Consider the following 21,291-nt stretch of genomic DNA (forward strand, 5'->3'; position numbering starts at 1 on the left):
CCTACAGGATCTGGCAGGCTGTTGTTCTGCGCTGGGCGGCGGAAATCACCGGAGAAGATATTCCTGTTAAGGATTGGCCGGTACGGTGGACTGGGTTCGGTCAAATCCGGAAGCGCTGGCGAAATGCGTGGAAAAACTGAATGGGACGCTTCAGGAAAAAGGGCTTAAGGGATTTCTTGTGTTCGATGCCCTTGATCGTACCAGCAATGACTGGCAGACCATGGATGACATTGTCCGAGACCTGCTGCGGATCGTTTTGTGGCTGAAGCCCTTTCAGGCCATCCATGCCAAGGTGTTTCTCCGTGAAGATCAGTTCGGCCGTACGGTAACGGATTTTCCCGATGCCTCAAAGCTGCTGGCCACAAAATCAGAGCTTACATGGCAGCCCCATGACCTGCATGGTCTGCTCTGGCAGTTGCTGTGCAATGCCTCCGGGGAAGATGGCGAGGTGCTGCGCAGGGTGTATGACGGGATTATGGGCAGACAGGCCCGGCAGCAGGAGGGGTTGTGGTTCCTTGAAGATGAGGCAAAGCTGGACGGTCAGAAGCAGCGCCGTCTGTTCGAGGCCCTGGCGGGTGCCTGGATGGGAAAGGACAGGCGGCGTGGCGTTCCTTATGTCTGGTCGGTCAGCCATCTGGCCGATGGCAGGGGGCAGACCTCTCCCCGATCCTTTCTGGCGGCCATCCGGGCTGCCGCAGAAGATTCTCTGGAAAAATATCCGGGTCATCCCCATGCGCTTCACTATGAAAGCATCAAACGGGGTGTGCAGAAGGCCTCGGAAATCCGGATTGGAGAGATAGGGGAAGAATACCCCTGGGTGAAAATCCTGCTTGAGCCTTTGGCAGGCCTTACGGTGCCATGCGAATTTTCTGTGATCGAAGAACGCTGGGCTCAGTTTTTTACCGGGGATTACTCCATGCTCATGCAAACAAGGCTTCCTCCTCAGCATATGGAGCGGGGATGGCCGGGAATCATGGAAGACCTTGTACGTCTGGGTATTTTTGAAAAGATGAAGGACGGACGTATCAATATGCCGGATCTTTACCGTGTGGGGTTCGGCCTGGGGCGAAGGGGAGGGGTGAAGCCCATGGGCCGCATCTCAGGTTAAACCGCATTTGTGTGCAGCACGATTGGCATTTCTACTTTACTTTTCGTCTGAAAGACCCGCCAACTTTATGGGCAGTCCTGTCCATGAAGTTGGCGATTTTTTCTGATTTCCGGCATTCATAGGCACAGATGGTAATGGTGCAGCGCCTGCGCATACAGACGATGTGATGTGCAGTTAAAATCACCATTTGGCCTGAGCTTTCAGGCATGGCCATGGGACATAAAGGGAAGGAGGTTGGGATGGGGCAGCGTTATTTGCCTGTGGAATGCCGGAAGAGCTGGTGTTCCTGGGGATCTCTTCTGACCGCTGCCCTGGTGCTTGGTCTCTTCTCTCCACTGGAAAAGGCTCCCTGGCTGGCCTGTATTCTGCTTGCGCCCCTTATCCATATGCTGAACCATGGCGGGAAAACGGGAGTCCTCAAGGGGCTGATGGCGGGCTGGATCTTTGGCACCCTGAGCTGGGCTTTTGGTACCTTCTGGCTGCTGCATGCCATGGAAAGCCTGATGAATCTTCCTTTCTGGCAGTCTTTGTTTTCCCTGGCGGGAATCTGGCTGTACCAGGGGATTCCCTTTGCCCTGTTCGGGGCTCTCTGTGGCTGGATGAACCGCAAGGGGACTCCGGCAGGCCCCCTGTTCTGCGCCAGCCTTCTGACCCTTTTGATTTATCTGCGTCCCGTTCTTTTTCCGGTGTCCTGGGCGGTGGCAGCCGCCTTCTGGCCGGGATTCATCCAGATTGCCGATCTTGGCGGAGAGCTTCTGGTCTGCTTCTGTCTGATCTTTGCCAATGGTCTGGTTGTGGACATATTTTCCGGGATCAGGCAGCGTAAGCTCAAAGATTTTGCACAGAGTCTTATTTCCCTTTCCATTCTATTGGTTTTGATTCTGGGATACGGGGCCTGGCGCATTGCCCTGCTGAAGGGAGACGAGCGGGAAACCGTGGGACGGAGCCTCCGTGTGGCCTCGGTGCAGCCCAACGTTCCCGTCCGCTGGGATCGTAAGAATATTGTGAATTTTAAAACCGATGAGACCCTTTGTCTTGAGGCCCTGACCCGAAATCCGGATCTTGTCCGGGATGCGGATCTCCTTCTTTTTCCGGAGCTTCCGCGCATGGACTGCCGTTCGGAAGAATTTGAAAAGAGCGGACTTAAGGGGAAACTCGAACATCTCCTTATTCCTGCTCTGTTGCATGGCAGAGAGGACATCCCGGCACCTGATGCTCCCGTGATCCACAGGGTGGATGCCCATGATCGCAGCATTGTGGAAGAAAAAATAAAAGCCCGGTACAGTGCTGTTTTTGTTTTGGATCCTGGGAAGGAATGCGCTCTGGTTTACAGAAAAAGGATCCCGGTTCCTTTTTCAGAAACAAGCCTCTACTCTTATTTTTTTCCGGAAGAGGCTGAAGAGTCAGGCGCAAAGCTCTGGCTCTCAAGAGGCGAGAGCCCCGGCCTTGTCCGTGTGGGGGATTTTTCGGTTCAGCCCCTGATCTGCTTTGAAAGTGGCTTTCCAGAGCTTGTCCGGGAAGGCGTGGATCTGGGGGCCGATCTTCTGGTGGAGCTTTCCAATGATGGCTGGTTTTTCAGCTCCAGGGCGGAAAAGAAGCATCTGGGCATGGCGGTTTTCCGGGCTGTGGAATTTCGTCGGCCCCTCGTTCGAAGCAGCAATTCCGGTGGGGGTGCCCATGTGCGGGCCACAGGGGAGATTGTGGAGGGAACTCTGAGCCCCCATGATACGGCCTGGGTCACACGGGAAATACTTTTTTGTCCTGATGTTTCGACGGTCTTTGCACGCAGGGGGTATGTCTGGCTGTGGGGGGCGGTTCTGATCGTATGCTGGAGTATGCGGGCTGCACTGAGGCAGTGCAGGAAGGCTTGATCCTGAAGGGTTTGATGAATGGCATTTCATTTGCAACATAAAAAAGTGATGTCTGAAAGGCAGTCCATACCAAAATTTTTTAAAAGGAGAAATCATATGTTTCGGTCCGCCTGCACCCTTCTGATCTGTTTTCTCACACTGATGCTTCCTGCATTGGCCCTGGCAACCACGAAAATCGACGCGGAGAATTGCAAGGCCGTCGGATCTGTGGTGGTGAAATGCTATGACTGCCAGAGCAATTCCCAGCGTTATCTTGGCAATGTGGCTGTCCTGACAGGCTATGAAGAGGCTCAGGGGAAAAAATTCTGCGTGGTCTCTGATGAGGCGGTACAGGCCTGCAGCAAGGCATTCGGGGTTTCGGATTATAACGTAGGATACTACACAAAGTTCAAGATTGGGTTGGACACAAAGGAAGAGAGCTACAGGACATCCTGCGTGGAAGCCGTTGGAAAATAAGAACAGAAGGAAACATTATGCACAGAATGCGAAGATCGGACAGGCAGATGCAGGAGGCAGATGCTCTTTGCCTCCTGAATAGGGCGGAATACGGGGTTTTGTCCACAGTAGGATCCAAAGGAGAGCCCTATGGGGTTCCCCTGAATTTCTCTGTTATCGGGAATGGGATCTATTTTCATTGCGCCCTGGAAGGGCATAAGATCGATAATCTCACCGGGGTTCCCCAAGTGTCCTTCTGCGTGGTGGGACGTACGGAAGTGCTGCCGCCAAAATTCAGTACACGGTACGAGAGCGTCATTGTATCCGGCGGGATCATGGAGGTTTTTGACGAAGAAAAACGCCAGGCCCTTGAAGCTCTTGTGCATAAATATGCCCCAGATCACCTTGAAGAAGGTGTGAAATATATCACGGCCAGTCATGGTAAGACCCGCGTATTCAGGATTTTCATGGATGCGGTCACAGGAAAGGCCCGGTTATAAAAAAGACCGGGAAGTCCCCTGGCCTGTTGGAAGTCGTCCTGCTCGCTGTATCCATGTGGGTTTTGTGAGCCTTTTTCAGGCTCTGTTGCATCTGTTCACAGGGGTGGATTCAAGGGCGATGCCTTCAAGTTGATTTTGGGGACTGCTGTAAATTAAAAACGAGGGCATGGCTCTTTTTTCATGAAGTGGGGCCTGTTGAAAAAGGGACCATGGACGTATGCGCTCCCTTAATCCCCATGACTGGTGTTTTTTTATTTAAATACAGACAGATAGAAGGATAGAAGCGGTATGGAAAGTCGGGATCATGGTGTCTCTGCTCAGGGAGGCGTTTGTGATGGGAAGAAAGATCAAGGAGTGCGCAAACCCGCCTGGCTTCGCAGGAGTCTTCCGAAGGGGCCTGTGTATGGTCGTGTGCAGCACCTTCTGAAGCAGGGAGGGCTCCATACGGTCTGTGAAGCAGCCCACTGCCCCAATCAGTTTGAGTGTTTCAGTAAAGCGACGGCCACCTTTCTGCTCTTAGGGGAAACCTGTACCCGTCATTGCCGTTTCTGTAATATCGGATCGGGTTCTGTCTTTCCGCCTGACCCGGAAGAGCCCCTGCGCGTGGCGGAGGCCGCCGCAGCCCTGAACCTTGCCTATGTGGTACTCACCTCTGTCACCCGGGATGATCTGGAAGACGGGGGGGCATCTTTTTTCTGTGAAACCATCCGTGCGGTTCGGCGTAAACTGCCCCAGGCAGGCATTGAAGTGCTGATTCCGGATTTCATGGGGTCTGAGCAAGCCTTGGATGCGGTTCTGGCGGCCGGGCCGGATGTGCTCAACCACAACCTTGAAACCGTCAGGCGCCTTTATCCGGTGGTCCGGCCGGAAGCGATCTATGAGAGATCCCTCACCCTTCTTTCCCGCGTGGCGGTCCATGCTGCGGGTATTCCTCCCAAATCCGGGATCATGCTGGGGCTGGGTGAGACAGAAGAAGAAATTCTTGAAACCCTGAAGGACCTGAGAAAGGCCGGATGCCGCATGCTTACCCTGGGCCAGTACCTCCAGCCCTCCCCGGCCCATCTCCCTGTGGCACGTTTCATTCCTCCCGAGACCTTTGAGTCCTGGAAAAAGAAGGCCCTTGGCCTCGGCTTTGAGGCCGTGGCCAGCGCTCCCTTTGTGCGCAGCTCCTATCAGGCTGGGGCTTTTTGGACCAAGGGAAAGTGTGATATGCAATCCTGCTGAAGGCGCTGACTGTGTCTGCGTCAGATCCGATTGCGGTGTGAACCCGAAACCAGGAGAGAAAATTCCATGATCCGTAGAAATCCCAATGGCGATATGCCCGTCATCCATCCGGATGCCTATGTGGACAAAACGGCCATTATCTGTGGCAAGGTGATCATTGAAGCCAATGTTTTTGTGGGGCCCTATGCGGTGATCCGGGCCGATGAGACGGATGGAGAGGGCAAGCTTGCGCCCATTCTTATCCGGGCCAACTCGAATATTCAGGATGGGGTGGTGATTCACTCCAAGGCGGGGGCTGCAGTGACGATCGGAGAATCCACGTCCATTGCCCACCGTTCCATCATCCATGGTCCCTGCACCATCGGAGATAAGGTTTTCATTGGTTTCAATACCGTGGTCTTCAATTGCAGGATCGGCGATGGTTGTGTGGTCCGGCATAACTCTGTTCTGGATGGCTGTGATCTGCCGCCGGGCTTTTATGTGCCTTCCACTACCCATCTCGGACCTCAGTCCAGACTGGATGAGATTCCCAAGGTGCGGGCGACGGATTCTGAATTTTCCGAATCCGTGGTCTGCGCCAACATGGAACTTGTCAAAGGATATAAGGCCTTATCCAACGAGTTTTAGACCGTTTTTTAAGAAAAGAAGAAAATGCATATCCGGGTTTTCACCGCAAGGGGGAATCCGGATTTTTTATGGATAAAATCTTTATATCCGCTACTTTTTCAGTGTCATGCCCTCTTGTTGGTTGTCTGAGATGGAAGACTTTGCCCAGGGCATTTTTTGATATGGGATGCGTCATTTTTTTGCGCATTGAATCGTCTTGACAGGGTTCTCGTTTTCATGCATAACTGCGGAACAATGATTCGGCCGGTCGGCCGAGCGACACCATGGCAGGGGAAAAACAATGCGCATTTCGGATAGGCCCAAAGGACTGGCCCGCGAGGGGATTCTTGCGGCTGCCACCCACCTTTTTCTCGACAAGGGCGTGGACAAGGCTTCCCTTTCGGACATCGCAAAGGAGGCCGGGGTGAGCAAGGGCACCCTTCACTACCATTTTGCCTCCAAAAACGACCTGATCTTTGCCATCACCGAAGCCCACATGGAGACCATCACAAGGGAGCTTCTTCAGCTTCTGGAGCGCATGCGGGAAAGCCCGGATCGCCTTTTTGCCCTGCTCATGACCTCGCTTCTGGAGGCAAGGGACAGGGGCAGGCTGCACCTGCACCTTGTGCGGGAGGCGGTGGCAGGAAACCCCGAGCTCCGGGAGAAAATTGCCGAGACCTATGCCCGCTGGGAGGAGATGCTTGCTGCGGCCCTCATCACCCTTTTCCCCGATCACAGGGCCGCCTCTGACATTGCGAAACTCATTATTGCCATCATTGATGGCTGCGTCATCCAGGAACTGGTGCGGGAGCAGCGCATGGACTTTTCCGTACTGATCGAAGCCCTGATTGCCCTCAATCGGCCTTTTTTTACCTCAGGTTCCCGCTCCTGAGGAACAGACGCATTACGGGAAACGGTTCCGTCTGTCCGGTTCCCATCACGCTTAAGGAGGAAAGACATGCAGAAAAAATATGATCCTGTCACGCCCGGCCGGAAATGGTTCAAGGAACTGGTGGCCCAGGTGGTCTTTTTTGTGCTGGGCAGGGCCTTTCAGTCCGCAGCAAAGCTGGATGCGGGCATCCGCAGGGAAGTGGCGGAATGGGAAGAGGGTTTCATCCTTGCCATGTGCATCCTCCCTAAGGGGCCTTCCATGATGCTTAAGAAAGTGGACGGTCGGGTTTGTTATGCGGGATGGGCAAAAGAAGATGCTGATCTCATTATCCGCTTTAAAAATATTGAAAGTGCCTTTCTCGTTCTGACCCCGCAGATGGGGGCCGCCCAGGCCTTTGCGGAAAACCGCCTCAGCCTTGTGGGGGATGTGGCAAGGTCCATGTCCTTTGTGCGCTGCCTCGACCGCCTGCTGGCCTATCTTTATCCCGCCTTCATCTGCCGCCCTCTGGTCAAACGCATGCCCCCTGTGCTGCGGCCCATAAGGCGGAGACTTTATATCTATACCCTGGGCATTCCCTTCGGCCTGTAGGATGTCCTGCCCTGACCCTTACCTTCCAAACCCTTTGAGGAGTTGCCGCCATGCTGCCGTCCTATTTTGAATTTTATAATCCCGTAAAAATCGTTTCCGGCCACAAGGCCCTGGACAACCTTCCTTATGAGCTCTCTCAGATGGGAGTTACCCGTCCTCTCATTGTCACAGATAAAGGGGTGGTGGGTGCAGGCCTCATTCGGATCGTGCAGGAAGCCTTTGGCAGTTCCGGTATGACCATCGGTGCCATTTATGAGGATGTGCCTCCGGATTCTTCCGTGGATGTGGTGAATGCCATTGCCGAAGTGTATCGGGCCAACGGATGCGATGGTCTTGTGGCCGTGGGCGGGGGATCCCCCATTGACACCGCCAAGGGCGTCAATATCGTGGTGTCCCACGACAAGGGAGATCTCAAGGACTATATGGGGGCAGATCGCCTCACTGGACCCTTAAAGCCCCTTGTGGTGGTGCCCACCACCGCAGGCACAGGCTCGGAAGTAACCCTGGTAGCGGTCATTGCGGATACAAAAAGAAATGTGAAAATGGCTTTTGTTTCCCGCCACCTTCTTCCCAATCTTGCCCTCATCGACCCCCGAATGACCCTCACCATGCCCGCAAAAATCACGGCAGCCACGGGCATGGATGCCTTGAGCCACGCCATGGAGGCTTACACCTGTCTGCAGAAAAACCCCTTAAGTGACGCCCATGCCACGGCGGCCATCTCCCTCATCAGCCGCTATCTGCCCGTTGCCGTGGAAGACGGCAAAAATGCCACTGCACGGCTGGCCCTGGCCAATGCCTCCTGTATGGCGGGTGCGGCCTTCTCCAACTCCATGGTGGGCATGGTGCATGCCCTGGGTCATGCGGCAGGGGCCGTCTGCCACATTCCCCATGGGGTGGCCATGGGCATCTTTCTGCCCCACGGACTGGCCTATAATCTTCCCGAACGGGCAGAGATCATTGGTGAGCTTCTTCTTCCCTTAGGCGGTGCGGAAATTTATGCGGCCACCCCGCCCAAGTCCAGACCGGAACGCCTCCTTGAGTCCCTCAACACCTTGCAAAAGGATCTGGAAAGCAAGGCGGGACTTCCCATGCGCTTAAAGGACGCCGGAGCTCGTGAGGATCAACTGGGAGAAATTGCCCTCAAGGCCATCAATGATGGCGCTTTGATGATGAATCCCAAGGAGATGGATATGGAAGACGCCAAGGCGGTTCTGAAAAAAGCCTTCTGATGGCACACGGGCGCTTCGTCTCATTGGATCTGTTCACATTGCAATGCAAGAAGGAGGGGGGACTGTAAGGCTATGAAGGAAATTTCAGGAACATCCAACCGGGTGCTGGAGGTGGATCTTACCACCCGTAGTTTTTCCATTTATACGGTTTCAGGGGAAGAACGCAGGCAGTGGCTGGGGGCCAAGGGCTTAGGCCTGAAGCTGGTGTATGACCGCATGCCCCTCAATGCCGAGCCTCTTGGGCCGGAGAATATCATCGCCCTCATGCCCGGTGTACTTATGGGTACTGGAGCGCCCTGTTCGGGAAGGTTTCATGCCGTGACCCGCTCGCCTCTGACGGGCATTATGACCAGCTCCTCCTGTGGCGGACCCTTTGGCATGCAGCTTAAAACCGCAGGCTGGGATGGCCTGCTTCTTAAGGGCGCTTCGCCGACTCCCGTCATCCTCCGGCTGGATGAGGAGGGGGTGGTTTTTGAGGACGGCCAGCCCTTCTGGGGCATGGATACCCAGGAAAGCCAGAAGGCCCTTGCCAGCGGCAAGGAGGCGGCACTGGTCATCGGGCCTGCGGGAGAAAACCTTGTGGCCTTTGCCAATGTGGCTTCGGGCCATCGTTTTCTGGGCAGGGGCGGCATGGGAGCCGTTCTGGGAGCCAAAAAGGTCAAGGCCATTGTGGCCAAAGGCGGGGTGTATAAAATTGTGCCCAAAAATGCCAAAGCCTTTGAAAGGGCGAAAAAGCGGGGCAACGCCTATATCCAGCGCAACGAGACCAGCTCCGTGGGGCTTCGTAACTACGGCACCAACATGAATCTCAATCCCAACAACGAGGCCAACATCCTGCCTGTGGAAAATTTTCGGGCAGGCCGCCATGACAGGGCCTTTGAAATGTCGGGGGAAATGACAAAGGATCTGCACGATACCCGTTTCCATACCTGCAAGCCCTGCACCATCCTCTGTGGTCATTCGGGTAGCTATGGGGGAAAACGGATGCCCGTTCCCGAATTTGAAACCACCGTCCTTCTTGGCACCAATCTCGGCATTTTTGACCGGGAAAAAAATGCGGAATGGAACCGGATCTGTTCAGATCTGGGCATGGATACCATCAGCGCTGGCGGTACGCTTGCCTGGGTGATGGAGGCTTCGGAAAAGGGTCTTGTGGAAAGTCCCCTGCGTTTTGGTTCTGCTGAAGGGGTGAGCGAGGCCCTGATTTCCATGGTAAAAAATGAAGGTTTGGGTGCGGAAATGGCCAAAGGCTGCCGTTACCTTGCCAGTCGTTACGGCGGAGAAGCCTTTGCCATGCAGGTGAAGGGTCTTGAGATGGCCGCCTATGATCCAAGGGGAAGTATGGGGCAAGGGTTGGCCTATGCCGTGGCCAACCGGGGAGCCTGCCACCTTTCCGCCTATCTTGTGGCCCTTGAGGTGTATTTTGGTCTTCTCGACCGCCATTCCACCCAGGCCAAGGCGGAGTTTGTCATTTTTTTTGAAAACCTCACCTGTGTGATCAATGCCCTGCAAAGTTGTCAGTTCACCATGTTTGCCTATACCCTGGAACCGCCCCTTTCCAAATACACCCCGGATTTCATGCTGGCCATCCTCATGCGCTTTGTGCCCAAACTCGCCATCGCCCTCATGGATTTCAGTGCCTATACCCATCTCTGGACTTCCATCACCGGAGAACGCCTCTCTTCCTCCGATATTTTAAAGGCCGGAGAGCGTATACATGTTCTGGAACGCTACATGAATACCCGCATGGGTATTTCCCGCAAGGACGATACCCTGCCCGAGCGCCTCTTGAGGGAAAGCCGCAGGGGGGACAAAAAAGAACGCACCGTGCCCTTAAAGAAAATGCTGGATCGCTACTATGACTTGCGGGCCTATGATGAAAACGGTGTTCCAACACAAAGGCTTCTTCGTGATCTTGGTATTCCCCTGAAAAACTGCGGATGAGGAAATCCAGGGCGGATTTCGGATGGGAAGATGAACCGTGTTGTATGAAAAGCGGATGAAAGATCCAGACCTTCCGGAGCTTTCATCCGCTTTTGTTTTCCCGGTGGGAAGGGAAGGCTTCCTTATTGATAAAGTGCCGGGGGCATGGCATATTCTCGCACGTAGCCTTCCTGTTTTTCTGATCCTTCCATGGCCTTGTCCGCTGCGGTGTTTTTTCATGGCGGTCGGGAATTTTTCTGCCATGCGGAAAGTGAGCGCCCATGCTGAGAAGCCTGCATAGGAATTTTTGCATCCTTTTTTTTCTGATATGCATGTCCGGACAGATTCCGGCTCTGGCAAAAAATCCGGTATGGGCGGAAGCCGAGCTTGCCCAACTTCAGGAACTGGGGCCTGTGACCATGTGTGTGGATCCGGATTGGGAGCCCTATGAGCGACTCACCGAAGATGGGGAGTTTGTGGGGATTGCCGCTGACCTGATCAGGCTCATTGCCGAGCGTTCTGGGGTGAAATTGCAGCTTGTACCCACACGGAACTGGGATGAGAGTCTGGCCTTTTCCAGGGAGGGGAAGTGTGACATTCTGCCCTTTCTCAACCAGACTCCTGATCGTGACGCCTGGCTTGTCTTCACAGAGCCTTACTTTATCAATCCCAATGTTTTTGTGACCCGTGTGGAACATGATTATATCGCCAATGCCGCAGCCCTGAAGGGCAAAACCCTTGTACTCCCGGAAGGCACCAGCATGGAGGAAAGGGTGCGGCGCGACTATCCCAATCTCAAAATCCTGACGGTTCCGACGGAAACGGATACCTTCCGGATGGTGGAAGAAGGCAGGGCGGATATGACCTTGCGCTCCCTGACCATGGCGGCTTACACCATCCGGAAGGAAGGGTGGTTTAATCTCAAAATTGCAGGCGAGATTCCTGCATACGCCAACCGACTGCGGGTGGGAGTGACGCGGGAAAAGCCGGAGCTTCGGGATATTCTCAATAAAGGGGTCGTGACCCTCACGCCTCAGGAGGTGGAGGATGCTGTCAATCGTCACATTTCCATCAGAGTGGGGTACAGGGTGGACTATGGGCTTTTGTTTCAGGTGGTGGGCGGCCTGGGTCTTCTTCTGGTTGCGGGTTTTATCTGGGGTTTTCAACTCAAGCGCCTGAATCGCAGGTTGGCTGTGGAAACCGCACGGACCATGGACATGGCGGAACAGACGAGGCTGGCGGAACAGCAGCTGCGCCAGATGATCGATGTGATGCCAGGGTATGTTTTTGCCAAAGATCGGGAAGGCCGTTTTCTTGTGGTGAACCAGACCCTGGCCCAGGTCTTGGGATGCAGGGCGGATGCCGTAGTGGGAAAGACAGAGTTTGATTATGGTATGGATTCCGACCAGGTGCAAAGCTGGCGCAAAGCAGACCTGAGGGTCATGGAGACCGGAAAACCAAACGTGATTGCCGAAGAGTCCGTAAGGCTTAAGGACGGATCCATACGATGGTTTCAGATCAGCAGGGTTCCGTATCCCTATGGAGAATGGGATCGTCCGGGCGTACTGGGTATAGCAACGGATATCACGGAGAGAAAGCAGGTGGCTGACCTCCTGAGGGAGAGTGAGCGGAGTAAGTCCGTGCTCCTCAGTAACCTGCCCGGTATGGCCTATCGCTGTCGCTATGATGAAAACTGGACCATGGAATTTGTATCAGATGGCTGTCTCGGCCTGACGGGGTATGCGCCTGGGGATCTGATCCATAACGCAAAGATTGCCTTTAACGAGATTATGGCTTCGGAATACCGCACACTTGCAAGGCAAAAATGGATGGAAGGCGTGAAAAATCGCAGCTCCGTGGAACTGGAGTACGAGATTCTCACCGCCTCAGGCGAGCGTAAGTGGGTGTGGGAGCAGGGGATGGTGATTTTCGGGGATAACGGTTTCCCTGAAGCCATCGAAGGCCTGATCATGGACATCTCGGACAGAAAGCGTATGGAGCTGCTTCTCCAGGAAAGCCAGCGCCGTTATGACCAACTTGCGGAAAAAAGCCGGACTTACGCCTGGGAGGTGGACAGGCGTGGGGTGTATACCTTTGTGAGTGCTGCGGTGAAGGGGATAATCGGGTACGGGGCGGAGGAGATGGTGGGCCGTATGCACTATCATGAACTCTGTCCTCCGGAAGATCAGGATCTTCAGAAAAAATTTGCTGAAGAGCTGATGGCCCAAGGCCGGGAGCTGGAAGATCGGGAAAAACGGGTGATCACCCGGCAGGGCCGTCTTCTCTGGGTGCTGGGTAACGGCGTACCCATACGCAATGACCAAGGGGAGGTGGTGGGGTTCCGGGGAACGGAAACGGATATCACGGAACGTAAGAAAATGGAGGCGCACATCACCTGCATGGCCCTCCACGATCCTCTCACAGGACTTCCCAACCGCACCCTTTTTGAGGATCGGGTCCGCATGGCCCTGAGCAGAGCCCGGAGAAGCCTGCGGCCTGTGTGTCTGATGTTTCTTGATCTGGATCGTTTCAAGCCCGTAAACGATCAACTGGGTCATGGCGTAGGCGATGAGCTCCTCAGGGCAGTGGCGGACCGAATTCGGAGACTTCTTCGGAACTCGGACACCGCAGCCCGCATCGGAGGAGATGAATTTGTGATTCTTCTGCCTGAAATCCAAAGTCCGGAGGACGGAGAAAAGGTGGCGGAAAAAATCCGTGAAGCCATTGCCCAACCCTTTGACATTGAAGGGCACAGACTGGAGGTTTCCGCCAGCATCGGCCTTGCCCTTTATCCGGATCACGGCCAAAGCCTCATGGAGCTTGCGAAAAAAGCCGATCAGGCCATGTATGCCGCCAAGGCGGCGGGACGTAACCGTGCGGTGATCAGCAGTGGATGAGAGGGGATCATGGCTGTCACAGGCTTGGAAAAACTCATGATTCCCCTTCCCCTGAACCGCTGAAAATTTCATGAAGAAGTTGTGAAAGGCGGGGGGTTTCGGACTCGATCTCCCTGAGCACCTGGGGTTCAAGGAGGGTGTCCGCATCGGGATGGGGGTAGACAAGGCCGTGTTTTCGGAAAATATCCTCCAGGGCCGCATACATGGCGTAGCAGGCAATGCTTTCAAAAAGCACTTCTTCGGGTAGCGCTTCAATCTGGAAATAGGCAGGATAATCGTAGCGGGACTGAAGAATTTCAGTGATGGCAGCAAGAAAGATGGAGCCATCCAGGTCTTCGAAAAGATCCAGCGGGCTTGCTTCCTCCGTGCGCGGGGCCTGGGCCAGGTGGCGGAGAAAACGGGCTGAAGCCCTGTAAATGAGTTCCAGCCAGGTATCGGAAAGGTTGTGGGGCAGTAGGGCTTCTGCGCCCCTTGCCACCACATGGTCCATAAAGTCGCTGAGCATAAAGATTCCCCATAATAGGTCGTGCGTGTGGTATGAAAACAGACAGGAAAAGCCTTGGTCCCTGAACCCATGTGGCTTGCCAGTTTTGCTTTTTAAAAACAAGCATTTTTTTATGGAATGTGGTGGTATGGAGCAGGATGGAAAAAATTTTTTGAGTCCGGACAGGATTCTCACGGAAGTCAGAAAATCCCTTAAAACCCGGAATGTGGTGGATGTGGAGGAGGATCAGGTCAAAATGGTGGTCCTTGCTGTGGGGGGGCAGCGCTATGCCCTGCACGGAAAGGACGTGAAGGAGATTCTCCAGGGCAGGGAAATCCATCCAGTGCCTTTTTTGCCCACATATATACCGGGGCTGGTCAATGTACGCGGAGAGATTGAGGCGGCCATTGATCTCGGGCGGCTTCTGGGAAGTGAAAAGCGGCCGCATCCCAAGGGATTGATCGCGATGGTGCAGAAGGGAAGATTCCGGGCGGCGATGCTTGTGGACGAGGTGGTGGATGTGGTGGATATTCCCCTGACCCGTGTGGGCCCCCCCCTTTCCAGTCTTTCCGGCGTTCTGCGTGAGCTTGTGTCAGGAACCGTTGAATTTTCGGGTGAGGCCCTTGCCCTGCTGGATGTGGAAAAACTGGTGGCTCGAGTCACGCCATGAAGGGGGGGTGCCGGATATGGACGGCCTGACGGTGGCCTTGCTCCTCTTCAGAGCCCAGGGGCTTTATTACGGGGTTCCTGCTTTCCAGGTTCTGCGAAGCGCACACGAACCGTGGGATCCGGAGCGGATTTTGCCGGGGCTTCCCTGGACCCTGGCGCAGGATGTGAAAAGGGAGAATACAGGGCTTTTTCTCCATACCACGGGAGAAAAGCCGTATTCTGTGCCCATAGAAGGTATGGAAGATGTGGTGGATGCGTCTTTAAGCAGGATTCGTCCCTTTCCCGACTGGCTTGAACCCTGCGTTCTCCTAAGGGGAGTGTGGGGCGTTTTTTTAAGGAATGGACGCTTATACATTCTGCTCGATTTTGCGAGAGTTCTTGGGCAGAAGGACTGTCATGGATTCATAGGCACATGAACAAAAGGGATTACCATGAAAGTGACATTGCAGAAAAAAGCACTGGGCCTGATTGTCGTATGCACTGTTCTGACGGCCATGGCCATCGGACTCATTTCCGCCCTGAGCACCGTACGCAGAGAGGCCGCTCAGGCCGAAGCCTACAGGGAAACCCTGCTTTCGGAAAGAAAACGGCAGATGAAGGAATTTGTGGAAATGGCCGTGGAGATCATCGAAGTGCTGCCCGTGGAGGAGGCAAAAAAAGCCGTTGCCGCCCTTCGCTACGGAGATCGAGGATATCTGTGGATCCATGATTATAACAATGTCATGCAGGTGCATCCGGAAAAAGAGGTGGTGGGAAAGGATCAGACCGAGGAAAGGGACCCCACTGGCTTAAGAATCATTTATGAACTCACCCGCATCTGTCGGGAAAGGGGAGAGGGTTTTCTGGATTACCTCTGGCAAATTCCAGGTGAGGAGGGCATGAGACCGAAAACCTCCTTTGGCAAGGCTGTGCCCACCCATAAGTGGGTGGTGGCCACAGGGTTTTACATGGATGACATTGATGCGGCTGTGGCCAGGGAAAAGGCGGTTATCCATAAGCAAGTGATCCAGACCCTGCTCCTTCAGCTGTGGATCACGACTGGCGCGGTCTTCCTCCTGATGCTGATGGCTTCTTTTTTTGTCCACCGGGTTCTGGTGAGGCCCATACAAACCCTGACCCGGATAATGCGGGGCTTTGACAATGACCTGACCCTTTCGGTTCCTGTTTTATCAAAGGATGAGGTGGGAGAGCTCGGGGAGCATTTCAATAATCTGATCGGAAAGTTGCGGGAGAATATCCGCATGGTTTCCGAAGTGACAGGATCGCTTCACATGCACGCGGGGGGCATTTCCTCCAACATGCACCAGCAATCCAGCCTCGGTGCCCAACTGGCGAGTTCCGTGGCGGAAATCACCTCTTCCATTGAGGAACTTTCGTCTTCAGCCAGTCAGATTGCCCAGCACAGCCAGAGTGTGGTGACGCGAACAAACCAGACTTTGTCGGACACCCGCCATGGGGCCGGGGAAGTGGATCTTCTCACGGGAAAAATTGACACCATCAATCAGGACATGCAGGCCAATCTCCACGAGATTGTTTCCTTAGGGAAAAAATCCAAGGAGATCACCAAGATCATGGAAATCATCAATGACATTGCCAACCAGACCAAGCTCATTGCCTTCAACGCCGCCCTGGAGGCGGCCAGTGCGGGGGAAATGGGTAAGCGCTTTGGCGTGGTGGCTGTGGAAATCCGCAGGCTGGCGGATAATGTGGTGGCGTCCACAGCGGAGATCGAAGGCCGCATCACCGAGATTCTCGATTCCGTGAACCGGCTGGTCATGTCTTCGGAAAAGACCTCGGGTATGATGCAGGAAGGTCACAGGGCCTCGGTGGAGACCGTGGGTATGCTCATGGAGGTGGTGAACGGGGTGGAGGAGTGTGCGGATTCAGCCCGTCAGATTTCCCTTTCCACCCAACAGCAGCAGATTGCCAGCAGTCAGATTCTCATTGCCATCAAAGACATCAACCAGGGCGCCAGGGATGCGACGGCTTCGGCCCAGGAATCCAGTCGCGTGGCCGAGGAGCTGACCACCATGGCAGAAAAGCTCAAAGGACTTTTGGGCAGATTCCGGCTTGGGGAGGCCGCAAGTGAGGCCAGGGGTTCCGGGAGTTCCCGCTGATGGAAAAAAAGGGGCGGAAAATCCGGATTCTGGTGGTGGATGACAGCGCTTTCATGCGGCACAGGATCGGGGCCATCCTTGCCTCTGATCCTGGCCTGATGGTGATCGGAGAAGCACAGGACGGCCTTGAGGCGGTGAACAAGGCTTTCAGTCTGAAGCCGGATCTCATCACCATGGATATTGCCATGCCCGTGCTGGATGGTCTGGAAGCCATTGGGAAAATCATGGAAAAGGAGCCCCTCCCCATTCTGGCCCTGACCTCGCTTTCCGGCGTGCGCACGGCTTTCAGCGCGGTTTCCAGAGGGGCTCTGGACGTGTTCGAAAAATCGGATATGGATCTGGAGGATGGAGCCAGGCTCATCCGCAGGATCAAGATGCTGGCGGATGTGGATGTGGCGGTACACCAGATCGCCATGCGAAAGCCGGAGAAACCCGGATCCGAGATGGAAAAACTGAAACGAGGGGAATGGAAGGAAAAAAAAGGGCCGGTGCGCATCATTGCCATGGCTTCGTCCACAGGAGGTCCCCAGGCGCTGAGCGCCATTTTTTCCGGTCTGCCTGCGGATTTTCCCATTCCCATTGTGGTGGCCCAGCATGTGGCTCTGGGCTTTACGGAAGGGATGGCCCAGTGGCTGGACTCCTGCACGTCCCTGCGTGTTCTGCCCGCAGCGAACGGAGAGATACTGAAGCCAGGGCATGTGTATCTGAACCCTGCGGAATGCCGCATGCGGGTCAGCCCAGAGGGGAGCCTCCGTCTCCAGGAAGAGAGGGAATCCCGCTACCATCCCTGCTGCGACAGGCTGCTGGAATCTGTGGCTGAATCCTTTGGCGCGGCTGCGGTGGGCGTTATTCTCAGCGGCATGGGGGATGATGGGGTGGCGGGTCTGGCTTGCATTCAGGAAGAAGGTGGCCTGACCCTGGCCCAGAGTGAGGAAAGCTCGGTGATTTTCGGGATGAACGGCCTGGCCATCCAGCGGGGTGTGGTGCAGAAGGTGTTTTCTCCGGGAGGGATCACGGCTTTTCTTCTGCATCTTGCGCAAAAAAACAGGGGCAAGGGATGGTGAACAGACCCCAGGAAATGTCAGAAACCGAGCTGGAACCCTTCAGAAGGCTGATTCTCAAGGAGTTTGGTTTTTCCCTGGGGGCTGGCAGGGAAGAGTCTCTGCCTGTGGGTCTCAGAAACCGGATGCATGCCCTGAAGACGGACTCGGTTCTTGGCTATCTTCAGCTTTTAGAGCGGGATGCGGAAGAAAGAAGTCGGCTGGTGGAGCACCTCACCATCAATGAGACGTATTTTTTCAGGGAATCGAGCTACCTCAGCCTCATGTTGAACCGTCTCATCCCCGATCTCATGACCGGACGGCGGGGAGGCCGGATCCGGATTCTCAGCGCGGGCTGCTCCACGGGAGAAGAGCCCTACTCCATCGCCATCCTGCTCCATGAACACTATGGACCGGAAAGTCTGAAATATTTTGAGGTTGCAGGAATTGACATTGATGATTCCGCCATCCGAAGGGCCCTTCGAGGCGTTTACGGAAAACATTCCTTCCGTGGCATGGACAAAGAAAGGCTCCACCGCTATTTTGAGTCCGTAGACCCGGGACAGTACAGATTGCGGGATGAAATCCGCAGCATGGTTTCCTTTCAGACCGTCAATCTCCGCACGAGCCTGTATCCGGATTTTATGCGGGACACGGACATCCTTTTTTACCGGAATGTGTCCATCTATTTTGCAGCCTCCGTACAAAAAGAAGTTTTCATGCGATTGGCGGGCTGTCTCCGTGCGGGTGGATACCTGGTCGTGAGTGCCACAGAAACCCTGCACCACAACCTGGGCGTTCTTTCGCTGATGGAGATGGAAGGCCTTTTTGTCTACCGCAAGCTGCCGGACATCACGCCTGTGGACCGGCGGGTAAAAAGACGGGAGTTGGATATCTCTCCCAGGCCACTTCTGAAGCGAAGCCCCCCTGAAAAAACGGCTCGTAAAACCTTTGCCCCTTCCTTTGCCCTGCGCAGGGAAGAAGACGTCCGCATTCTTTTTGATGAAGCCCTGGAAAAGGTGCGTGATCATTGCCCGGATCAGGCCCTTTTTATCCTGAAAGGGCTTCTGGAAAAGGATCCCGCCTTCATCCACGCCCATACCTTGGTGGCCAGCATACGCCTCAACATGGGATGCCTCCAGGAGGCCAGGATGGCCTGCGATGTGGCCCTGAGCCAGGATGCGGGCTGTCTGACCGCCCGTCTCATGCGGGGACTGATTGCCTATCAGGCCGGAGAGCAGGTGGAGGCGCTGGGGTATTTCAGGGAGGTTCTGTACCATGACGCCCGATGCTGGCCTGCCCATTTTTACCTTGCGGAGCTTATGAACCGGATGGGAGAGAAAAAACGGGCGCTTGCGGCCTATGGGACGGCTCTGCAACTGATCGCAAAGGGAAATCCCGGAGAAGTGGGGGACCTGTATTTCCCTTTACGTTTCCATGCGGAGCAGTTTCAGGCGGTATGCAGGCATAAGCTCGATCTTTTGAAAGAAAGTGAGCGCTGATGGTCATCGACAGATCCAGATTTCTGGCAAGGTTTGCTGCTGAGGCCAGGGAACATTGCGCAACGCTCACCCAGGGCATTCTCAGTCTTGAGACTTCTCCGGACGACACCGGAACCCTGAACGCGCTTTTTCGTTCCGCCCATACCATCAAGGGTTCGGCCAGAATGATGAAGCTTACGGGGATTGGCGAACTGGCCCATGGCATGGAAGATCTTCTGGATGCGGCCAGGGCTGGCAGAATCCGGTTGAACCGCAGCTCCTTCGGACTGCTTTTAAAAAGCGTGGACGCCCTTGTTTCTATGATTGCAGAGACGGAAACCGGTGAGCATGCGTCTGGCCTGCCTGTGGAACTCTGCCAGGCCCTGAAAAGGGAGATGGCTTCCCTGTCCGGAGAAAATGCCCAGGAAAAGGAGAAGCCCGCAGCCGTAGATTCTAAAGCTGTTTTGCCGGTTTCCTCTGCCGGACAGCCAGGTTTTTTTTTCCAGGCTCCGGTTACAGGTTCTTTGCGTGTGAATACGGGCAAACTCGACGATCTGGTGCGGCTTATGGGCGAGGTGGTTGCAGAACAGGGTCGTCTGCGCCTGAGTACATCCTTTGTTCAGAAAAGGTTGCGGACACTTTCCGGAGCTGTGGAGGGAGTGAGCGCCTTGTATGGAAAAAGAACCGAGGAAACGGAGTCCGCGAGGAGGGTTCTTCAGGGCCTGGATGTGGCCATGGTGGAGATGCGTCAGGCAGCCCAGACCCTGACGGATTGTTTGAGGATGCAGACTACCCTCATGGGTTCGCTCCAGGAGGCCACGCTGAAACTGCGCATGACTCCGCTTTCCACGGTATTCGAGCCCTTGCGGAGAACATTCCGGGATCTCGCCGAAGATGCCGGAAAAGATGCGGATTTTGTGGTCACGGGTGGAGAGACGGAGCTTGACAGGAAGATCGGGGAAAGAATCGGGGATTCTCTTTTGCACATGATCCGCAATTCCCTGGATCATGGCCTGGAAGATCCGGAGGAAAGAAGGGCTCTGGGTAAAGCACCCAAGGGACTCATTTCCCTTGCGGCCTTTTATGACAAAGGAGGAGTGACCCTTGTGCTGCGGGATGACGGAAGGGGTCTCGATACGGAAAAGATCCGCGCCAAAGCCCTTACGAGAAGGATTTTTGATGAACAGACCCTGGCCTCCATGTCCAGGGCGGAAATCCACAACCTCATTTTTCTGCCCGGATTCAGCACCAGCCCCATTATCACGGATATTTCCGGAAGGGGGGTGGGAATGGATGTGGTGCGTCAGAACATCGTCCATGAACTGCGGGGCTCCATCACCCTTGAGACGCAAAGGGGGGAGGGAACTTCCATTTTTGTGCATCTGCCGTTGAATCTGGCGGTTTTCCCGCTTTTTATTGTTGAGGCCGGAGGCCTGCCCTTTGCCATTCCTGCCACGGCCATTGTGGAAATGCACAGGGTCACCAAGGAGGATCTCATTGAGATTGTGGGCAAAAAGGCCATGCGTCTGCGGGAGCAGATTGTACCTGTGGAAAACCTCGCAAGACTCCTGAGGTTGGATGAAAAACACAGCTCTCCGGGCGGGGGCGCGCTGGTGGTGGTCCGGGACGGAGAAAATCAGCTGGGATTGCTGGTGGATGACGTAACGGACCAGGAGGAGATGGTGGTTAAACCTCTGCCAGGATTTCTCAGTCGAGTGCGGATTGTGACAGGAGGCGTCATTCAGGGAGAACGGGTGGTCAGCGTGCTGCATATTCCGGAAATACTCCGGCTTGCCGGTGAAGTCTCCGTGGAATCCCAGACGCATGCGGAAATGACAAGCAGTCTGATTCTGGTGGTGGACGATTCCATCAACACCCGGGAGCTGGAAAAGAGCATTCTGGAAGCCTATGGCTACAGGGTGGAGACGGCGGAAGACGGGCTGGAAGCCTTTGAAAAAACCAGGGACACCTTGTATGATCTTGTGATAACGGACATTGAAATGCCAAGGCTTGACGGCTTTTCCCTGACGGAAAAGCTGAGGTCGGATCCGCGTTATCTGGCCGTACCCATTATTGTGGTCACCTCCCTTGAAAAGGAGAGCGACAGGAAAAGGGGCATCCGAGCCGGGGCGGACGCCTATATTGTGAAGCAGGCCTTTGATCAGTCCAATCTCCTGGAAACCATCCGCAGTCTGATCGGCGGCTGAGCTTGGGGCTGAGAAAA

The 21,291-nt window shown here is 54.8% G+C and carries 18 protein-coding genes; 17 read left to right on the top strand and 1 reads right to left on the bottom strand.

Annotated features, from left to right (window positions below; all coding sequences use genetic code 11):
• Window positions 1-127: 127 nt before the first annotated feature.
• From RBR60_RS00005 to RBR60_RS00055, 11 genes are all read left to right on the top strand, one after another.
• Window positions 128-1,108 carry a hypothetical protein gene (locus RBR60_RS00005; RefSeq protein WP_320353515.1) on the top strand — a complete coding sequence of 327 codons (981 nt, stop codon included), beginning with the start codon at window positions 128-130 and terminating at the stop codon, window positions 1,106-1,108.
• Between the two features lie 239 nt (window positions 1,109-1,347).
• Window positions 1,348-2,979 carry an apolipoprotein N-acyltransferase gene (lnt, locus tag RBR60_RS00010; protein WP_320353516.1) on the top strand — a complete coding sequence of 544 codons (1,632 nt, stop codon included), beginning with the start codon at window positions 1,348-1,350 and terminating at the stop codon, window positions 2,977-2,979.
• Window positions 2,980-3,075: 96 nt separating this feature from the next.
• Entirely contained in the window at window positions 3,076-3,435 is a 360-nt protein-coding gene (locus tag RBR60_RS00015; RefSeq protein WP_320353518.1) for a hypothetical protein, read from the top strand.
• Between the two features lie 17 nt (window positions 3,436-3,452).
• The gene (locus RBR60_RS00020) at window positions 3,453-3,914 is read left to right on the top strand and encodes a pyridoxamine 5'-phosphate oxidase family protein (protein WP_320353519.1); all 462 of its coding nucleotides are present in this window, start codon (window positions 3,453-3,455) and stop codon (window positions 3,912-3,914) included.
• A 288-nt stretch (window positions 3,915-4,202) separates the two neighbouring features.
• A complete protein-coding gene (gene lipA / locus RBR60_RS00025) occupies window positions 4,203-5,138 on the top strand; it encodes a lipoyl synthase (protein ID WP_320353521.1) in 936 nt (311 codons plus the stop codon).
• 66 nt (window positions 5,139-5,204) lie between these two features.
• Window positions 5,205-5,765 carry a hypothetical protein gene (locus tag RBR60_RS00030; RefSeq protein ID WP_320353523.1) on the top strand — a complete coding sequence of 187 codons (561 nt, stop codon included), beginning with the start codon at window positions 5,205-5,207 and terminating at the stop codon, window positions 5,763-5,765.
• 280 nt (window positions 5,766-6,045) lie between these two features.
• Window positions 6,046-6,636: a TetR/AcrR family transcriptional regulator gene (locus RBR60_RS00035; protein ID WP_320353524.1), complete on the top strand. Its 591-nt coding sequence runs from the start codon at window positions 6,046-6,048 to the stop codon at window positions 6,634-6,636.
• A gap of 66 nt (window positions 6,637-6,702) precedes the next feature.
• Entirely contained in the window at window positions 6,703-7,224 is a 522-nt protein-coding gene (locus RBR60_RS00040) for a hypothetical protein (protein WP_320353525.1), read from the top strand.
• A 50-nt stretch (window positions 7,225-7,274) separates the two neighbouring features.
• Entirely contained in the window at window positions 7,275-8,456 is a 1,182-nt protein-coding gene (locus RBR60_RS00045) for an iron-containing alcohol dehydrogenase (protein ID WP_320353526.1), read from the top strand.
• A gap of 72 nt (window positions 8,457-8,528) precedes the next feature.
• The gene (locus RBR60_RS00050; protein WP_320353527.1) at window positions 8,529-10,400 is read left to right on the top strand and encodes an aldehyde ferredoxin oxidoreductase family protein; all 1,872 of its coding nucleotides are present in this window, start codon (window positions 8,529-8,531) and stop codon (window positions 10,398-10,400) included.
• Window positions 10,401-10,711: 311 nt separating this feature from the next.
• Window positions 10,712-13,276: a diguanylate cyclase domain-containing protein gene (locus tag RBR60_RS00055; protein WP_320353528.1), complete on the top strand. Its 2,565-nt coding sequence runs from the start codon at window positions 10,712-10,714 to the stop codon at window positions 13,274-13,276.
• Between the two features lie 34 nt (window positions 13,277-13,310).
• On the opposite strand, the gene RBR60_RS00060 is transcribed toward RBR60_RS00055, so the two are convergent.
• Entirely contained in the window at window positions 13,311-13,781 is a 471-nt protein-coding gene (locus tag RBR60_RS00060) for a hypothetical protein (protein WP_320353529.1), read from the bottom strand.
• 127 nt (window positions 13,782-13,908) lie between these two features.
• Here RBR60_RS00060 and RBR60_RS00065 point away from each other — a divergent pair, with 127 nt between their 5' ends.
• The 6 genes from RBR60_RS00065 to RBR60_RS00090 are packed head-to-tail and all read left to right on the top strand — an operon-like array spanning window position 13,909 to window position 21,274.
• Window positions 13,909-14,430 carry a chemotaxis protein CheW gene (locus RBR60_RS00065; protein WP_320353530.1) on the top strand — a complete coding sequence of 174 codons (522 nt, stop codon included), beginning with the start codon at window positions 13,909-13,911 and terminating at the stop codon, window positions 14,428-14,430.
• Between the two features lie 16 nt (window positions 14,431-14,446).
• A complete protein-coding gene (locus RBR60_RS00070) occupies window positions 14,447-14,845 on the top strand; it encodes a hypothetical protein (protein WP_320353532.1) in 399 nt (132 codons plus the stop codon).
• 15 nt (window positions 14,846-14,860) lie between these two features.
• Window positions 14,861-16,546, top strand: a complete 1,686-nt coding sequence (locus tag RBR60_RS00075; RefSeq protein WP_320353533.1) for a methyl-accepting chemotaxis protein — start codon at window positions 14,861-14,863, stop codon at window positions 16,544-16,546.
• Window positions 16,546-17,610, top strand: coding sequence for a chemotaxis-specific protein-glutamate methyltransferase CheB (cheB, locus tag RBR60_RS00080; RefSeq protein WP_320353534.1), 1,065 nt, complete (start codon window positions 16,546-16,548; stop codon window positions 17,608-17,610). The genes RBR60_RS00075 and cheB overlap by 1 nt, the downstream gene beginning before the upstream one ends.
• Window positions 17,604-19,088: a CheR family methyltransferase gene (locus RBR60_RS00085; protein ID WP_320353535.1), complete on the top strand. Its 1,485-nt coding sequence runs from the start codon at window positions 17,604-17,606 to the stop codon at window positions 19,086-19,088. Before cheB ends, RBR60_RS00085 begins: the two co-directional genes overlap by 7 nt.
• Window positions 19,088-21,274, top strand: coding sequence for a hybrid sensor histidine kinase/response regulator (locus RBR60_RS00090; RefSeq protein ID WP_320353536.1), 2,187 nt, complete (start codon window positions 19,088-19,090; stop codon window positions 21,272-21,274). Before RBR60_RS00085 ends, RBR60_RS00090 begins: the two co-directional genes overlap by 1 nt.
• Window positions 21,275-21,291: the final 17 nt, after the last annotated feature.

Source organism: Desulfobotulus sp., from assembly GCF_034006065.1.
Classification (GTDB): domain Bacteria; phylum Desulfobacterota; class Desulfobacteria; order Desulfobacterales; family ASO4-4; genus Desulfobotulus.

Coding starts and splice junctions, on each gene's coding strand:
- lnt (WP_320353516.1), top strand. CDS start 1,348: ATGGGGCAGCGTTATTTGCCTGTGGAATGCCGGAAGAGCTGGTGTTCC.
- RBR60_RS00015 (WP_320353518.1), top strand. CDS start 3,076: ATGTTTCGGTCCGCCTGCACCCTTCTGATCTGTTTTCTCACACTGATG.
- RBR60_RS00020 (WP_320353519.1), top strand. CDS start 3,453: ATGCACAGAATGCGAAGATCGGACAGGCAGATGCAGGAGGCAGATGCT.
- lipA (WP_320353521.1), top strand. CDS start 4,203: ATGGAAAGTCGGGATCATGGTGTCTCTGCTCAGGGAGGCGTTTGTGAT.
- RBR60_RS00030 (WP_320353523.1), top strand. CDS start 5,205: ATGATCCGTAGAAATCCCAATGGCGATATGCCCGTCATCCATCCGGAT.
- RBR60_RS00035 (WP_320353524.1), top strand. CDS start 6,046: ATGCGCATTTCGGATAGGCCCAAAGGACTGGCCCGCGAGGGGATTCTT.
- RBR60_RS00040 (WP_320353525.1), top strand. CDS start 6,703: ATGCAGAAAAAATATGATCCTGTCACGCCCGGCCGGAAATGGTTCAAG.
- RBR60_RS00045 (WP_320353526.1), top strand. CDS start 7,275: ATGCTGCCGTCCTATTTTGAATTTTATAATCCCGTAAAAATCGTTTCC.
- RBR60_RS00050 (WP_320353527.1), top strand. CDS start 8,529: ATGAAGGAAATTTCAGGAACATCCAACCGGGTGCTGGAGGTGGATCTT.
- RBR60_RS00055 (WP_320353528.1), top strand. CDS start 10,712: ATGTCCGGACAGATTCCGGCTCTGGCAAAAAATCCGGTATGGGCGGAA.
- RBR60_RS00060 (WP_320353529.1), bottom strand. CDS start 13,781: ATGCTCAGCGACTTTATGGACCATGTGGTGGCAAGGGGCGCAGAAGCC.
- RBR60_RS00065 (WP_320353530.1), top strand. CDS start 13,909: ATGGAGCAGGATGGAAAAAATTTTTTGAGTCCGGACAGGATTCTCACG.
- RBR60_RS00070 (WP_320353532.1), top strand. CDS start 14,447: ATGGACGGCCTGACGGTGGCCTTGCTCCTCTTCAGAGCCCAGGGGCTT.
- RBR60_RS00075 (WP_320353533.1), top strand. CDS start 14,861: ATGAAAGTGACATTGCAGAAAAAAGCACTGGGCCTGATTGTCGTATGC.
- cheB (WP_320353534.1), top strand. CDS start 16,546: ATGGAAAAAAAGGGGCGGAAAATCCGGATTCTGGTGGTGGATGACAGC.
- RBR60_RS00085 (WP_320353535.1), top strand. CDS start 17,604: ATGGTGAACAGACCCCAGGAAATGTCAGAAACCGAGCTGGAACCCTTC.
- RBR60_RS00090 (WP_320353536.1), top strand. CDS start 19,088: ATGGTCATCGACAGATCCAGATTTCTGGCAAGGTTTGCTGCTGAGGCC.